General features: G+C 70.4%; 12 protein-coding genes and 4 tRNA genes. 9 read left to right on the top strand and 7 right to left on the bottom strand.

Features of this window, described 5'->3' with window-relative positions:
* Positions 1-185 precede the first annotated feature (185 nt).
* Both ACF06X_RS29815 and ACF06X_RS29810 read right to left on the bottom strand, forming a co-directional pair.
* Positions 186-2,483 (bottom strand): DEAD/DEAH box helicase, encoded by a 2,298-nt coding sequence (locus tag ACF06X_RS29815; RefSeq protein WP_392290400.1) that lies wholly within the window; start codon positions 2,481-2,483, stop codon positions 186-188.
* Positions 2,484-2,682: 199 nt separating this feature from the next.
* Positions 2,683-3,207, bottom strand: coding sequence for a hypothetical protein (locus ACF06X_RS29810; RefSeq protein WP_392290399.1), 525 nt, complete (start codon positions 3,205-3,207; stop codon positions 2,683-2,685).
* A gap of 212 nt (positions 3,208-3,419) precedes the next feature.
* Between ACF06X_RS29810 and ACF06X_RS29805 the strand changes: the two genes are divergently transcribed.
* The 4 genes from ACF06X_RS29805 to ACF06X_RS29790 all read left to right on the top strand — a co-directional run bounded on the left by ACF06X_RS29805 (position 3,420) and on the right by ACF06X_RS29790 (position 4,177).
* The gene (locus ACF06X_RS29805) at positions 3,420-3,770 is read left to right on the top strand and encodes a metallopeptidase family protein (RefSeq protein ID WP_158994510.1); all 351 of its coding nucleotides are present in this window, start codon (positions 3,420-3,422) and stop codon (positions 3,768-3,770) included.
* Between the two features lie 122 nt (positions 3,771-3,892).
* Positions 3,893-3,965: transfer RNA gene (locus ACF06X_RS29800), tRNA-Glu, on the top strand.
* Between the two features lie 39 nt (positions 3,966-4,004).
* Positions 4,005-4,078 (top strand) — tRNA-Asp (locus ACF06X_RS29795).
* Positions 4,079-4,100: 22 nt separating this feature from the next.
* Positions 4,101-4,177: transfer RNA gene (locus tag ACF06X_RS29790), tRNA-Phe, on the top strand.
* A gap of 41 nt (positions 4,178-4,218) precedes the next feature.
* Here the strand turns inward: ACF06X_RS29790 and ACF06X_RS29785 are convergent.
* The 3 genes from ACF06X_RS29785 to ACF06X_RS29775 are packed head-to-tail and all read right to left on the bottom strand — an operon-like array spanning position 4,219 to position 6,307.
* Complete coding sequence (locus ACF06X_RS29785; protein ID WP_392290398.1) at positions 4,219-5,061, bottom strand: cytochrome c biogenesis CcdA family protein; 843 nt, start codon at positions 5,059-5,061, stop codon at positions 4,219-4,221.
* Positions 5,058-5,903: a DsbA family protein gene (locus ACF06X_RS29780; RefSeq protein ID WP_392290397.1), complete on the bottom strand. Its 846-nt coding sequence runs from the start codon at positions 5,901-5,903 to the stop codon at positions 5,058-5,060. The genes ACF06X_RS29785 and ACF06X_RS29780 overlap by 4 nt, the downstream gene beginning before the upstream one ends.
* A 56-nt stretch (positions 5,904-5,959) precedes the next feature.
* Positions 5,960-6,307 carry a hypothetical protein gene (locus ACF06X_RS29775; protein WP_392290396.1) on the bottom strand — a complete coding sequence of 116 codons (348 nt, stop codon included), beginning with the start codon at positions 6,305-6,307 and terminating at the stop codon, positions 5,960-5,962.
* Positions 6,308-6,448: 141 nt separating this feature from the next.
* Between ACF06X_RS29775 and hrpA the strand changes: the two genes are divergently transcribed.
* The 3 genes from hrpA to ACF06X_RS29760 all read left to right on the top strand — a co-directional run bounded on the left by hrpA (position 6,449) and on the right by ACF06X_RS29760 (position 10,965).
* The gene (gene hrpA / locus ACF06X_RS29770; RefSeq protein WP_392290395.1) at positions 6,449-10,411 is read left to right on the top strand and encodes an ATP-dependent RNA helicase HrpA; all 3,963 of its coding nucleotides are present in this window, start codon (positions 6,449-6,451) and stop codon (positions 10,409-10,411) included.
* Between the two features lie 121 nt (positions 10,412-10,532).
* Positions 10,533-10,606 (top strand) — tRNA-Asp (locus ACF06X_RS29765).
* 128 nt (positions 10,607-10,734) lie between these two features.
* On the top strand, positions 10,735-10,965 hold the full coding sequence (locus tag ACF06X_RS29760) for a DUF6274 family protein (RefSeq protein WP_392290394.1): 231 nt from the start codon (positions 10,735-10,737) through the stop codon (positions 10,963-10,965).
* Positions 10,966-11,284: 319 nt separating this feature from the next.
* Here ACF06X_RS29760 and bldC read toward each other — a convergent pair whose 3' ends face one another.
* Entirely contained in the window at positions 11,285-11,491 is a 207-nt protein-coding gene (bldC, locus tag ACF06X_RS29755; protein ID WP_003949541.1) for a developmental transcriptional regulator BldC, read from the bottom strand.
* Between the two features lie 527 nt (positions 11,492-12,018).
* A complete protein-coding gene (locus ACF06X_RS29750) occupies positions 12,019-12,873 on the bottom strand; it encodes a hypothetical protein (RefSeq protein WP_392290393.1) in 855 nt (284 codons plus the stop codon).
* A 156-nt stretch (positions 12,874-13,029) separates the two neighbouring features.
* Here ACF06X_RS29750 and ACF06X_RS29745 point away from each other — a divergent pair, with 156 nt between their 5' ends.
* Together ACF06X_RS29745 and ACF06X_RS29740 are read left to right on the top strand one after the other, a co-directional pair.
* Entirely contained in the window at positions 13,030-14,130 is a 1,101-nt protein-coding gene (locus tag ACF06X_RS29745) for a Leu/Phe/Val dehydrogenase (protein ID WP_392290392.1), read from the top strand.
* Between the two features lie 322 nt (positions 14,131-14,452).
* Positions 14,453-14,710, top strand: a complete 258-nt coding sequence (locus ACF06X_RS29740) for a DUF3073 domain-containing protein (RefSeq protein ID WP_137994405.1) — start codon at positions 14,453-14,455, stop codon at positions 14,708-14,710.
* Positions 14,711-14,882: the final 172 nt, after the last annotated feature.

Below are 14,882 nucleotides of genomic sequence, written 5' to 3'. Positions count from 1 at the left end.
GGTCGACAGCGCGAACGCGCGTGCCCCCCACTGCAAACCCCCCGTGCGAATGCGCCGATGTTAACAGCGGTCCCACAGACAGCGGAAGCCAATTTCGAACCCGTTCAAAGAAGCAGGGCCCGTACGACACCGAGGTGTCGTACGGGCCCTGTTCAGGCGCTACGCCGTACAGGCGCTACGCGAGGTCAGCCGTTGCGCTTCCAACGCGGCTTGTCGTCGCGGCGGGCGAAGGACGAGCCGGTCGAGCCGGTCGAGCCGGTGCCACGGTGGTCGTCACGACGGCCGTGCGGACGGTCACCGCCGGCCGGGCGGAAGCCGCCCGACGGGCGGTCGTCACGACGGTCGCGGTTGAACGGACGGTCGCTGCCACGGTGGCCGCCCGAGGGGCGGTCGTCGCGGCGGTCGAAGGAACGGCCGCCACGGTCGTCGCGGTTGAAGCCACCGGAGGGGCGGTCGTCACGGCGGAAGCCACCGGACGGGCGGTCGTTGTCGCGGCGGAAGCCACCACGGTCACCACCGCGGTCGTCGCGGTTGAAGCCACCCGACGGGCGGTCGTCACGGCGGAAACCACCGGACGGACGGTCGTTGTCGCGGCGGAAGCCACCACGGTCACCACCGCGGTCGTCGCGGTTGAAGCCGCCCGACGGGCGGTCGTCACGGCGGAAGCCACCGGACGGGCGGTCGTTGTCGCGGCGGAAGCCACCACCCGACGGACGGTCGTTGTCACGACGCTCGAACGAACGGCCACCACGGTCGTCACGACGGTCGTCGCGGCGGAAGCCACCGGACGGGCGGTCGTTGTCGCGGCGGAAGCCGCCACGGTCGCCACCGCGGTCGCCGCCGCGGTCACGGCGCTCGTAGTTGCCCCGCTCGTCGCGGAACGCCGGCGTGCGCTCCTCGCGGCGCTCCTGGACCGCCGGCTCGGCGGCCACGAGGGCGGCGGCGACCTCGGCCTCGGCGGCCTCCGTCACCTCGGCGATCGCGGCCTCCGGGTCCTCGCCACGCTCACGCGCGGAACGGGCGACCAGGCGGTCGGCCTCCTCGCGGAGCTCGGCGGCGCGGCGCGTCAGACGCTCCAGCTGCTTGGTGAGGTCGGCGACCTCGCGCTCGGCCTGCTTGGCCGCGTTGTTCGCGGAGTCGGCCTGGACCTCGGTCAGCGAACGCGCACCGGTGATCTCGGCGACCTCCGGGTCGAACGCGCCCGCGCCGCCCACGATGTGGCGCGAGGCGTCGACGCCCGCGTCCTCCATCAGACGGAAGATCTGGCGGCGCTGGTGCGGCAGGGCCAGGGAGACCACGACACCCGAGCGGCCGGCGCGAGCCGTACGGCCCGAGCGGTGCAGGTAGTCCTTGTGGTCACCGGCCGGGTCCACGTTCAGGACCAGGTCGATGCCGTCGACGTGGATACCGCGGGCGGCGACGTCGGTGGCGACCAGCGCGTTGACGTAACCCTTCTTGAAGTCCTCGAGGACTCGGGTACGCGCGCCCTGGGTCATGCCGCCGTGCAGCGCATCGGCCTTGACGCCCGACTCGCACAGCTGCTCGGCGATGCGGTCGGCGCCCAGCTGGGTCCGTACGAAGATGATCGTGCGGCCCTTGCGGGCGGCGATGGCGGCCGTGACCGGCGCCTTGTCCTTCGGCTTCACGACGAGGACGTGGTGGGTCATGGTGGTGACGTTGCCCTGGGCGCTGTCGACCTCGTGCGTGACCGGGTTGTTCAGGTAGCGCTTGACCAGCGTGCCGATCTCGTTCTCCATGGTCGCGGAGAAGAGCATGCGCTGACCGCCGACCGGGATCTGGTCGAACAGCTCGGTGACCTCGGGCAGGAAGCCCAGGTCGGACATCTGGTCGGCCTCGTCGAGGACGGCGACCTGGACGTTCTCGAGGGAGCAGGCGCCACGGTTGATGATGTCGCGCAGGCGGCCCGGGGTGGCGACGAGGATGTCGACGCCGCGCTCGAGGGCGTAGATCTGGTTGCCCATGGACGTACCGCCGCAGACGACCTTGATCTTCAGGCCGAGCACGTCGCCGTACGGCTGGAGGGCGTCCGCGACCTGCATCGCGAGCTCACGGGTCGGGGTGAGGATGACCGCGCGGGGCTTCTTCTTCTCGGTGTGGCCGCCGGCGAGCTGCGCCAGGGTCGGCAGACCGAAGGAGAGGGTCTTGCCGGAGCCGGTACGGCCGCGGCCGAGGATGTCCTTGCCGGCCAGGGCGTCCGGGATGGTCGCCGCCTGGATCGGGAAGGGGGTGGTCACGCCGTTCTGGGCGAGCTTGCGCACGACGCCCTCGGGCAGACCGAGGTCGGCGAACGTGACGGTGGGCTCGGAGGACTCGGCCTCGGAGGACTCGTCCTGGGCGGACTCGTTCGAGGAGGACTCGAGAGCGGCCGCCTCGGTCTCGACGATCTCGGTGGCCTCATCGAGGGCCTCGACGATCTCGTCGTTCTCGGGCAGGACGGCGTGGTCAGGACTGAAAATGGACATGCGAAATGCGAAACCTTCCGGAGTCTCGGCACGCGCCCGTCAACTCCGTGAAATTCGCAAATCGACCGCCTCAATGCGGTCAGCCACGGCTAGGGAGAGTACGCGCCACACGGCGCTCTTCTGTTTCGGCGCCGGGCAATGGGATCAAACGATCTATAACCATACGCACCCTCCCCGCCTCATGGCAAACCGGCCTGCGTCACACCGGCCCGACCTGCGGAGATGCCTCCGGCTCGGCCGTCCCGCCGGGCCCGTCCGCCGCCTTCATGGCCCCCATGTGGGTGTCCGCGCCGGGGGTCGAGGTGGGCGGGTCGGTCGGCTCCGGGGTCGGCTCGGGAGTGGGCTCCGCGGTCGGCTCCGGGGTCGGCTCGGGGGTGGGGGTCGGCTCGGGCGGGTCGACCGGCGCGGGGCTCTCCTCGCCGGGCGCGCTCGGCCCGCCCGCCCCGCCGGGCACCTGGCCGGGGTGCGGCTTGCCGCCCCCGCCGCCCGACGGCCCGGCCGGCGCACCCGCCGACGGCTTCCCGCCGGCGGTCGGCGACCCGCTCGGCACCGGCGACTCCTCGCCTGCGCCGTCCGCCTCCGGACCGCCCTTGCCGGACACGTCGTGCCCGCCGCCGCCGTGCCGGCCCGCGGAGCCGACCCCGTCGCCGGACTCGGCGGCCACGCCCTGCTTCCCCGCGGACTTGCTGGGCGTCGGCTTCGCGCCCTCGTCACCGACACTCATACAGCCGCTCATACCGGCGCAGGCGGCGACCGCCAACGCGGCGGCGGCCCATCTCACACGGGTGGGCAAATGGCGCACGGACGGCACCTCCAGGACACAACGGGCGGGCAGGGAACACGTTTCGCTGCCCAACTCCCTTGGCACCACAAGGGACACGCCTCACCGAGGAGCGAGCCGACGACACCCGGGCGGCGGTCAAGGACAATGACGGTGTGCTGGAGATGACACGCGACACGTTCGAAGAGCTGGTGGCCGAGGCCCTGGACACGATCCCGCCGGAACTCACGCGGGTCATGGACAACGTGGCCGTGTTCGTCGAGGACGAACCCGACCCCTCCGATCCGGAGCTCCTGGGGCTGTACGAGGGAACCCCCCTCACCGAGCGCGGGGAGTGGTACGCCGGTGTCCTGCCGGACCGGATCTCCATCTACATGGGTCCCACCCTGCGCTACTGCGAGACCCGGGACGACGTGGTCCACGAGGTCGCCGTGACCGTGGTCCACGAGATCGCCCACCATTTCGGCATCGACGACGAACGCCTCCACGCGCTGGGCTGGGGCTGACGCCGGGGCCGGCCGGGAGGGGCGGGCCCACCCCCGGCGGAAACCGTTTTGGCGATAGCGGTCGGCATCCCATATGCTTCTCACGTCCCCGACGCGCTGAGAAGCGCCCAGGTGGGCCCTTAGCCCTCATCGTCTAGTGGCCCAGGACGCCGCCCTTTCAAGGCGGTAGCACGGGTTCGAATCCCGTTGGGGGCACGCACAACTGTGTGCGAGACTTGTTCTCGCACATTGCAAGGTCCTGTGGAGCAGTTGGTTAGCTCGCCACCCTGTCAAGGTGGAGGTCGCGGGTTCAAGTCCCGTCAGGATCGCTGAGGTCAGAAATGATCTCGTGGCTGGGTAGCTCAGTTGGTACGAGCGATCGCCTGAAAAGCGATAGGTCGCCGGTTCGACCCCGGCCCCAGCCACCATCGAAGGCCCCGTCCCCCGGACGGGGCCTTCTTCGTGCGGCTCAGACCTCCTCGCGCCGCCCGCCGCGACCGCCCCGGACCGCCAGCACCACCGCGGTCACCGCGACCACGGCGACCACGGCGACCAGCAGCACCCCGTCCGGTACCGAACGGCCCAGCGACGCCACCCGCTCCTCCACCGCGAAGGAGTCGTCCACCGAGAGCAGCCCCGGCAGCGCCGTGGTGCCGTCGAAGACGAGGAAGACCGTCCCCAGGAGGACGAAGAAGAGGCCGGACAGCAGCGTGGTCGAATGCGCCTCGAAGCGGCCGATACGGAGGGGTCGGCCGCGCAGCCAGCGGCGCCGGCCCAGCTCGTACCGCTCCCAGAGCAGCGCGAGCAGGAACAGCGGGACCGCCATGCCGAGCGCGTACACCGCGAGGAGCAGCCCGCCGTAGGCCGGGCTGCCGCTCAGCGCCGCCACCGTCAGGACGCTGCCGAGGATCGGGCCCGCGCAGAAGCCGGCGAGGCCGTAGACCAGGCCGAGGGCGTAGACGGAGACGGCCCTGGTGGGCCGGATCCGGCCGCTGACCTCGGCGATCCGGCGGGAGGTGAAGCCCATGCCGAGGATCTGGACCACGCCGAGCAGGATGATCAGCCAGCCGCCGAGCGCCACCAGCAGGTCCCGGTGGCCGTAGAACAGCCGCCCGGCGAAGGACCCGGCCGCGCCGAGCGGGACGAGCGTGGTGGCGAGACCCGCGTAGAAGATCCCGGTACGGGCGAGGAGCCGGCCGGTCGAGTCGACGGAGTACGCGAAGAAGGCCGGGAGCAGCAGCGCGCTGCACGGGCTGAGCAGGGCGAGGAGGCCGCCGAGGAAGGCCGCCAGATAGCCGATGTCGGCGGTCACCGCCCGGCCGCCGGCTTCTCGGAGGACTCCCCGCCCGCCGTCGGGCCTCCCGACGCACCGCCCGCCGGCTTCTCGGCCGACTCCCCGCCCGCCGCCTTCCTGCCCGCCGCCTCGGCGGCCTTCGCCGCCGCGTCGATCGCCGCCGTGAAGGTCTCCATCGGCTGGGCTCCGGCGATCGGCCGCCCGTTGATCAGGAACGAGGGCGTCGAGGTCGCCCCCAGCGAGTACCCCTGCTCCTGGTCGGCGCTCACCGCCGCCCGGGCCGCCGCGCTGTCCGTGTCCCGGGCGAACCGCGCGAGGTCCGCCACCCCCGCCTCGGCGGCGAGGGCCGCCAGCCGCTCCGCGCCGAAGCCCTTCTCCTTGGCGCCTTCGGCGTACGCGGCCCGGTGGAACTCCCAGAACCGCCCCTGCTGCCCCGCCGCCCACGAGGCCCGCGCCGCCGCCTCCGACTCCTCGCCGAAGATCGGGAAGTTCCGCCACTCGATGCGCAGGGTGCCGTTCTCGACGTACTTCTTCACCAGGACCGGCTCGGTGTCCCGGGCGAACTTCCCGCAGTAGCCGCACTTGAAGTCGGCGTACTCGATCAGGACGACGGGCGCGTCGGCCCGCCCCAGGGCCAGCTTGTCGGAGGCGTCGCGGCGGGCGTACGCCTCCAGCTCGGGGTAGACGCCGGCGGTCGGGTCGGCGGAGACCTCGGCGACGGTGGAGGAGCCGCCGTCGCCCCCGGACCCGGCCGGCTTGGTGGCGGTGTAGGAGACGAGCCCGAGCAGCGCGGCGGCGAGCGCCACCCCGGAGATGATCAGGACCGGCTTGGACCGGGAGGTGGACGTGGACTTGGACATGCGGAATCGCTCCTGAAAGGGGAAACAAGGACGGACGGCGGAGGTGACCGGTCCGTCTAGACCCGCAGGATCGACAGCTCCATCGGTGACGGTGGTACGAGTCCGGGTGGCTCGGGCTCCGGCTCGGACTCCGCTCCGGTCAGGAGGTCCCGTACGTCCTCGCCCGCTCCCCGGACCGGTGCGGGCGGCAGTTCGCCGCCGCCGTTGCCGTACGGCCGGGGCGGTACGGCGGGCATCGCCGCCCCCTCGCTCAGGTGTCCCTCGCCACAGCCCGGCGGCGCTCCCGCGTCCACGACCACCCCGGCCTGGCTCGCGGCCGCCACGGTCACGCCGCACACCAGCAGCCCCAGCACCACGCCCAGCAGCGCGGCGAAGGCCGCCGACGCGCGGGCGGTGCGGGACATGGGAGACCTCTCGGGTGGACTGCCCGAAATAGTACGGGCCACCGGCCCCCGCCCCGGGCGAGCCGCCCGCACAGCGCCGCCGCACCGCCCTGGTAAATCGGTTCGCCGGTTCTCGGCCCGGGGTGCGATCCTGGATTCCGTATGTCTACTTCCTTCGCCGCCCTCCAGTCCGTCCTGGCCGAGGTCTCGCTGCGGGACGCCCACCGGCTCGGCCGCCGCCTCGAGGGCGCCCGCCGCATCCGCAAGCCCGAGGCCCGTGAGGCCGTCCTGGACGAGATCGCCGCCGAGGCCGGCAAGGCCAAGGAGCGCGTCGACGGGCGCGCCGCCCGCGTGCCCGCGATCACGTACCCCGAGCAGCTGCCCGTCTCCCAGAAGAAGGACGCGATCCTGGAGGCGATACGCGACCACCAGGTCGTGATCGTCGCCGGTGAGACGGGTTCCGGAAAGACCACGCAGATCCCGAAGATCTGTCTGGAGCTGGGCCGGGGCGTGCGGGGCATGATCGGCCATACGCAGCCGCGCCGGATCGCGGCCCGTACCGTCGCCGAGCGGGTCGCCGACGAGCTGAAGACCCCGCTCGGCGAGGCGGTCGGCTGGAAGGTCCGCTTCACCGACCAGGTGAACCCCGACGCGACCTTCGTGAAGCTGATGACGGACGGCATCCTGCTCGCCGAGATCCAGACGGACCGCGAGCTGCGCGCCTACGACACGATCATCATCGACGAGGCCCACGAGCGGTCCCTCAACATCGACTTCCTGCTCGGCTATCTGGCCCAGCTGCTGCCCAAGCGCCCCGACCTCAAGGTCGTGATCACCTCCGCGACCATCGACCCCGAGCGCTTCTCCCGCCACTTCGGCGACGCGCCGATCGTCGAGGTCAGCGGCCGGACCTACCCGGTCGAGGTCCGCTACCGCCCCCTCCTCGAAGAAGACTCCGAGGAGTCGGACCGGGACCAGATCACGGCGATCTGCGACGCCGTCGACGAGCTCCAGGCCGAGGGGCCGGGCGACATCCTCGTCTTCCTCTCCGGCGAGCGCGAGATCCGCGACACGGCGGACGCGCTGCTCAAGAAGCAGCTGCGCAACACCGAGGTCCTCCCCCTCTACGCCCGGCTCTCCCACGCCGAGCAGCACCGCGTCTTCCAGGCCCACTCCGGCCGCCGGATCGTCCTCGCCACGAACGTCGCCGAGACGTCCCTGACCGTCCCCGGCATCAAGTACGTGATCGATCCGGGCACCGCCCGCATCTCGCGCTACTCCCACCGCACCAAGGTCCAGCGGCTGCCGATCGAGCCCGTCTCGCAGGCCAGCGCCAACCAGCGCAAGGGCCGCTGCGGCCGTACGTCCGACGGCATCTGCATCCGGCTGTACTCGGAGGACGACTTCGTCTCCCGGCCGGAGTTCACGGACGCCGAGATCCTCCGGACGAACCTGGCGTCCGTCATCCTGCAGATGACCGCCGCCGGCCTCGGCGAGATCGAGAAGTTCCCCTTCATCGACCCGCCGGACCACCGCAACATCCGCGACGGCGTGCAGCTCCTCCAGGAGCTCGGGGCCATCGACCCCGCCGAGAAGGATCCGAAGAAGCGGCTCACGCAGATGGGCCGCAAACTCGCCCAGCTGCCCGTCGACCCCCGCCTGGCCCGGATGGTCCTGGAGGCGGACAAGAACGGCTGTGTACGCGAGGTCATGGTGATCGCGGCCGCGCTCTCCATCCAGGACCCGCGCGAGCGCCCCGCCGAGAAGCAGGCCCAGGCCGACCAGCAGCATGCCCGCTTCAAGGACGAGACCAGCGACTTCCTCGCGTACCTCAACCTCTGGCGGTACGTCCGCGAGCAGCAGAAGGAGCGCGGCTCGTCCTCCTTCCGCCGGATGTGCAAGCAGGAGTATCTGAACTTCCTGCGCATCCGCGAGTGGCAGGACATCTACGCGCAGCTGCGGACGGTCGCGAAGCAGATGGGGATCCATCTCAACGACGAGGACGCCCCGGAGCAGTCCGTCCACGTCTCGCTCCTCGCGGGCCTGCTGTCCCACATCGGGATGAAGGACGTGAAGACGGCCGGGGGGGATGGTGGGAAGAACACAGCGAAGAACGAGTACCTCGGCGCCCGCAGCGCCAAGTTCGCGATCTTCCCCGGCTCGGCGCTCTTCAAGAAGCCCCCGCGCTTCCTCATGTCCGCCGAGCTCGTGGAGACCTCCCGCCTGTGGGCCCGGGTCAACGCGAAGATCGAACCCGAGTGGATCGAGCCGCTCGCCCAGCACCTGATCAAGAAGACGTACAGCGAGCCGCACTGGGAGAAGGACCAGGCGGCGGTCATGGCGATCGAGAAGGTGACGCTGTACGGCGTCCCGATCGTGACCGACCGCAAGGTGAACTACGGGAAGATCGACCCCGAGGCCTCCCGCGAGCTGTTCATCCGCAACGCGCTCGTCGAGGGCGACTGGCGCACGCACCACAAGTTCTTCTCCGACAACCGCAAACTCCTCACCGAGGTCGAGGAGTTGGAGCACCGTGCCCGCCGCCGGGACATCCTGGTCGACGACGAGACGCTCTTCGACTTCTACGACCAGCGGGTGCCCGAACACGTCGTGTCCGGGGCGCACTTCGACTCCTGGTGGAAGCACAAGCGCCGTGAGGAACCGGAGTTCCTCGACTTCGAGCGCGAGATGCTCATCAACGAGAAGGCCGGCGCGGTCACCAAGGACGACTATCCGGACTCCTGGCGGCAGGGGCCGCTGAAGTTCCGGGTGACGTACCAGTTCGAGCCGGGCGCGGACGCGGACGGTGTCACCGTCCACATCCCGCTCCAGGTCCTCAACCAGGTCACCGACGAGGGCTTCGACTGGCAGATCCCCGGTCTGCGCGAAGAGGTCGTCACGGAGCTGATCCGCTCCCTCCCCAAGCCGATCCGCCGCCACTACGTCCCGGCGCCGAACTACGCGACCCGCTTCCTCGACTCGGCCGTCCCCCGCCAGGAGCCGCTCCCGGTCACGCTCGCGCGCGAGCTGCAGCGGATGGTGGGCGTGCCGGTGACGGCGGAGGACTTCGACCTCGGCCGGGTCCCCGACCACCTGAAGATCACCTTCCGGATCGTCGACGAGCGCCGCCGCAAGGTGGCCGAGGACAAGGACCTGGAGGCGCTCAAGCTGAAGCTGCGGCCCAAGGCCCGCCAGGCGCTCTCCAAGGCCGCCGCGGCCGCCACGGCGGGCCCGGACGGCTCCGGGCAGTCCCTGGAGCGCTCGGGGCTCACGGAGTGGACGATCGGCACCCTCACCAAGGTCTTCGAGACCCGGCGGGCCGGCCAGCCGGTCAAGGCCTACCCGGCGCTCGTGGACGAGGGCGACACCGTCGCCGTACGGCTCTTCGACACGGAGGCCGAGCAGGAGCGGGCGATGTGGCGGGGCACGCGGAAGCTGATCCTGCTGAACATCCCGGTGAATCCGGCGAAGTTCGCCTCGGACAAGCTCACCAACCAGCAGAAGCTCGCCCTGTCGCGGAACCCGCACGGCTCGATCCAGGCCCTCTTCGACGACTGCGCGACCGCGGCGGCGGACAGGCTGATCGCGGACCACGGCGGGCCCGCCTGGGACGAGGAGTCCTTCCGGAAGCTGTACGACAAGGTCCGCGCGGACCTCGTCGACACGACGGTACGGACGGTGGGCCAGGTCCAGCAGATCCTTGCGGCCTGGCAGGCGTGCGAGCGGCGGCTGAAGGCGACGAACAGCCTGGCGCTGATGAAGAACCTCGCGGACGTCCGCGAGCAGCTGGCGTGGCTGATGCCGGCGGGCTTCGTCACGAAGACGGGTCTGCGGCGGCTGCCGGACCTGATGCGCTACCTGGTGGCGGTGGACCGGCGGCTGCAGCAGATGCCGACCGGGGTCCAGCGGGACACCACGCGCATGGAGAAGGTCCACGAGATGCAGGACGAGTACGCCTGGCTGCTCGAACAGCTCCCGCAGGGCCAGCCGGTTCCGAAGGAGGTCACCGACATCCGCTGGATGATCGAGGAGCTCCGGGTCAGCTACTTCGCGCACGCGCTGGGCACGGCGTACCCCGTCTCCGACAAGCGGATCGTGAAGGCGATCGACGCGGCGGCGCCGTAGAGACCGCCCTGCCGAGGCCCTGAGAGGGCCCAGGCCGGGGTGGCGCCTTGCGTCAGTTCGACCTGACCCTCTGACCTGCTGTACAGTCTTCTTCGCAGCCCCTTCGCGGAGCTGCGAACGAGGTCCTGTGGAGCAGTTGGTTAGCTCGCCACCCTGTCAAGGTGGAGGTCGCGGGTTCAAGTCCCGTCAGGATCGCCGCAGAGAAGGCCCGCACCGTGAGGTGCGGGCCTTCTTCGTTGCCTTCCGGTGTATTGACGGGGTCGCCCGTCGCCCGGTACCCCAGACATCAGGGAATCGGGGGCCCACACCGGAGGTGGTCGCGCATGGCCGCGGCGTCCGCAGCACGTGAGTCGAGACATGAGACACGCGCGCTGCTGCGCGCCCATCTGGCGGCCGCGTCCCGCTACGGACACATCACGCGCCACTGCGCCGTCTGCCATCGCCTGCTGCGCCTCGCCATGGAGCTCCCCGAGGTCCCCGACGCCCCCGAGGTCCCCGCTCCGGGTGACCCGGACCCCGACGGCGCGCCGGGCGAAAGTCCCACCGGCCCATGAGCGACGGCGGGTTGGGCTTCAGCGAGGGGTGGGATGCCGTTCTGGCAAGGGTTCGCCCGTGTGACGGGTGTCACCGAACCCGTTTGGGAAACCCCTTCACTTATACCCTCCCTACACCTGCCCCATTTAATATGTGCAATTGCACCGCGCCTCGGGACGTACGGGCCGGCACAAAAAAGATCGCGCTGGACCCGGCGGAGTCCAGCGCGATCGATGACGAAGAGCCTGTTGGGGCAGGCACCAGTCGGCAGAGCTAGGGGTGGGCGGTCCAGGTTGGGGGACCCGGAAATGCCCGGTGAAGCGGGGTGTTGCGCGTACCTCAGGCCTCGCTGCGCTGCTGCGGAATGCCCGCCAGCAGAGCGCGGACCTCAGCCTCGCGGTACCGGCGATGTCCACCCAGCGTGCGGATGGACGTGAGCTTTCCTGCCTTCGCCCAACGGGTCACCGTCTTCGGGTCCACACGGAACATCGTGGCAACCTCAGCGGGGGTCAGCAGCGGCTCGGCATCAGGGGTGCGAGCGGTCATGAGCGGCCTCCTCGGGAGAACCGAACCTTCTCGGTTCTTTCCTCTAAATTCTGCACCTTGACCCGCGTTGCCCGAAATGGCGGACGCGAGCCGAGTCGGTTATAGGACGAACGGCTTGTCCTCGGCACTACAACTACACCATCCGTCCAGCCACGTCGGCCAAACCGATGGAATTGCCCTCGCAGGTGTTCATCAGCGGCGGAAGTCGATGGACCATGCCATAACGGACAGTCACGCCACTGTGACGATCAGTCACAGAGCGATCAGGAGTCCTCAGACCCCCCATAGAGTGCAATGTCGAGCGTTCCGCCCAAAGATGGACGGAAGGAACCCTCCCCGGACTCCTTGTCCTATTTTGGCACGAGGGTGGGCGATGGGCGCAAGGGCGCGGTAAGTGCTGTCCGTCACGCTTGAGCCAAAGGCCCGGATCGGGACCTACGTCCCGACACACCGATTCGAAGATCTTCGCGAAGAACTCCACGGTGCTTGAAGATCATTTACATCAGGTCGGGATGTCCTGTCGATGGTCAGTTGGCGAACTGGAGGTTGCGGACCTCGCGCCACCGCTCCGCGAGCCGGCCGTACGCCTCGCTCGCGCCGTCCCCGTCACCGTCCCGGAGAGCCGTCACCGCCTCCGCCACGTCCGCCGCCGACCGGTCCTCCGCGAGCCACTCGGCCGACAGGGCGTGCACCAGACCGCCGTAGTCCAGCTCGACAAGCGCACGCGGATGGAACTCCTCCAGCCACCGGCCCACCTCGACCAGACCGTCGGTGAGCGGTCCCTCGCCGATCGCCTCCCGCACGGTCCGCAGCGCCCGCGCCAGCCGTCGCCGGGCCTGGACCATCGGCGTGCGGTAGCGGAGGACCGTCGCCGTGCCCCGCTCCGGCTCCCCCGGCACGTACTCCCGCTCCTCTTCCCCGAAGAGCGCGAACCAGCGCACCGGCACCTGCCAGAGCGCCGTACGGATCCACGGCCGCGCGTCCGGGTTCCGCTCCCGCCAGCGCTCGTGGTCCGCCGTCACCTGCTCCCGCACCACCGGTGGCACCATGGCGTCGAGGACCGGTCGCGGCACGGTCCCCGCCTCGGTCAGCTCCTCCAGGGCCAGCCAGCCCCTCATCCGGGTCCGCCACGGGCAGACCACGACCACCCCGTCGACGTCCGCGACGAAGGCGTCGTCGCTCTCGTGGACCGGTACCGGCACCGGCGGGGTCGGCAGCAAGTCCGCCAGGGAGCGGCGCAGTTCGTCCTGCGCGGTGGGGGCGTCCGCCCGGCGCGCGTACCGCGCCCAGTGGCCCCTCTCCGGCTCGGGGAAGGCCGCCAGCGGCTCGTACACCCGCAGATAGGTGGCGTACGGAACGAGGACCGAGGAGGCGACCGACATGTCGCGATCCTTCCACGGAGGTAACCCCCCGGGGGGTGATCCTGAGCACTGAGGCGGATCTACGCACGCGTAGGACTTACTCTCTTGCCGAACCGGTCCTCCCCCACCCGCAGGGGGGACCCGACCACCGCCGCTTCGTACTTGGGAGTCACCACCGTGACCGATGTGACCGGCGTTCCTGACGTTCCTGCCGACGTATTGCAGACCCTGTTCCACTCGGAGCAGGGTGGCCACGAGCAAGTCGTGCTCTGCCAGGACCGCACCACCGGCCTCAAGGCCGTCATCGCCATCCACTCCACCGCCCTGGGCCCCGCCCTCGGCGGCACCCGGTTCTACCCGTACGCCTCCGAGGCCGAGGCCGTCGCCGACGCGCTGAACCTCTCCCGGGGGATGTCGTACAAGAACGCCCTGGCCGGTCTCGACCACGGCGGCGGCAAGGCCGTCATCATCGGCGACCCCGAGAAGATCAAGACCGAGGAGCTGCTGCTCGCCTACGGGCGCTTCGTGGCCTCCCTCGGCGGCCGGTACGTCACCGCCTGCGACGTCGGCACGTACGTCGCCGACATGGACGTCGTGGCCCGCACCAACCGGTGGACCACCGGCCGTTCCCCCGAGAACGGCGGCGCCGGCGACTCCTCGGTCCTCACCGCCTTCGGCGTCTTCCAGGGCATGCGCGCCTCCGCGCAGACCCTGTGGGGCGACCCGACGCTGCGCGGCCGCAAGGTCGGCGTCGCGGGCGTCGGCAAGGTCGGCCACTACCTCGTCGAGCACCTCCTCCAGGACGGCGCCGAGGTGGTCATCACGGACGTCCGCGAGGAGTCCGTACGCCGGATCACCGACCGCTTCCCGCAGGTCGCCGTCGTCGCCGACACCGACGCGCTGATCCGCGTCGAGGGCCTCGACGTCTACGCCCCCTGCGCGCTCGGCGGCGCCCTGAACGACGACACCGTGCCGGTCCTCACCGCGAAGATCGTCTGCGGTGCGGCCAACAACCAGCTCGCGCACCCCGGTGTGGAGAAGGACCTCTCGGACCGCGGGATCCTCTACGCGCCCGACTACGTCGTCAACGCCGGTGGCGTGATCCAGGTCGCCGACGAGCTGCATGGCTTCGACTTCGACCGGTGCAAGGCGAAGGCCACGAAGATCTTCGACACCACGCTGGCCATATTCGCACGTGCGAAGGCGGACGGGATCCCGCCGGCCGCCGCCGCCGACCGGCTCGCCGAGCAGCGGATGGCCGAGGCTCGCCGCGGCTGACTTGACAGGGCCGGCCCGCCGGACGGCGGACGTGATCGCTCACGGGGTGGACTTTGGAGGTTCACCCCAATCGAGAGATGACTCACCCCGGTCGGCGGGTCGACCCTCAAGAAGAGGTTAAAATCGCGATTGACCAGCGAGGACAGGGCACCTCGATGGTTCTGTACCGGGTCATGTGATGCGTGCGGCGTACCGTATGGCCACGGAAGCAGGTACCGTTGAAGCCCTACGGACCGGTCTCTCCACCGAGAGCCCGTTCCGAACCATGAACGCGTGTCAAGACTCTGGGGCCGTCGAGCCCCGTCACCGAGGGGGTCGAGCCATGGGGCGCGGCCGGGCAAAGGCCAAGCAGACGAAGGTCGCCCGCCAGCTGAAGTACAGCAGCGGCGGGACTGACCTGTCGCGTCTGGCCAGCGAGCTGGGCGCTTCGACTTCGAGCCAGCCGCCGAATGGCGAGCCGTTCGAGGACGACGACGAGGAAGACGACCCGTACGCGCAGTACGCGGATCTCTACAACACGGACGACGAGGACGAGGACGACGAGTCCGGTCCCGACGCGTCCTCCCAGCGTCGCGCTTGACCTCTTAACAAGGGCGCTGCTCACACCGACACCCGGTCCGGGGAAACCTGGACCGGGTTTCTGTGCTGCCTGTGTGCTGTCTGCGTGCTGTCCGTACGCGAGGGCCCGCACGCGCACACCCGCACCGGCCGTCCGGTCCCGGGACAGCAGCGCGGGCGGCCCGGAGCCGAGA

The organism is Streptomyces sp. NPDC015346, from assembly GCF_043078785.1.
GTDB lineage: Bacteria > Actinomycetota > Actinomycetes > Streptomycetales > Streptomycetaceae > Streptomyces.
This window is presented reverse-complemented; position numbering and strand designations above follow the sequence as displayed.

Bases quoted from the DNA above. Each gene is read 5' to 3' on its own strand.
- ACF06X_RS29760 (WP_392290394.1), top strand. From the start codon at position 10,735: ATGGCCGCGGCGTCCGCAGCACGTGAGTCGAGACATGAGACACGCGCG.
- ACF06X_RS29740 (WP_137994405.1), top strand. From the start codon at position 14,453: ATGGGGCGCGGCCGGGCAAAGGCCAAGCAGACGAAGGTCGCCCGCCAG.
- hrpA (WP_392290395.1), top strand. From the start codon at position 6,449: ATGTCTACTTCCTTCGCCGCCCTCCAGTCCGTCCTGGCCGAGGTCTCG.
- bldC (WP_003949541.1), bottom strand. From the start codon at position 11,491: ATGACCGCTCGCACCCCTGATGCCGAGCCGCTGCTGACCCCCGCTGAG.
- ACF06X_RS29815 (WP_392290400.1), bottom strand. From the start codon at position 2,483: ATGTCCATTTTCAGTCCTGACCACGCCGTCCTGCCCGAGAACGACGAG.
- ACF06X_RS29775 (WP_392290396.1), bottom strand. From the start codon at position 6,307: ATGTCCCGCACCGCCCGCGCGTCGGCGGCCTTCGCCGCGCTGCTGGGC.
- ACF06X_RS29750 (WP_392290393.1), bottom strand. From the start codon at position 12,873: ATGTCGGTCGCCTCCTCGGTCCTCGTTCCGTACGCCACCTATCTGCGG.
- ACF06X_RS29780 (WP_392290397.1), bottom strand. From the start codon at position 5,903: ATGTCCAAGTCCACGTCCACCTCCCGGTCCAAGCCGGTCCTGATCATC.
- ACF06X_RS29810 (WP_392290399.1), bottom strand. From the start codon at position 3,207: ATGAGTGTCGGTGACGAGGGCGCGAAGCCGACGCCCAGCAAGTCCGCG.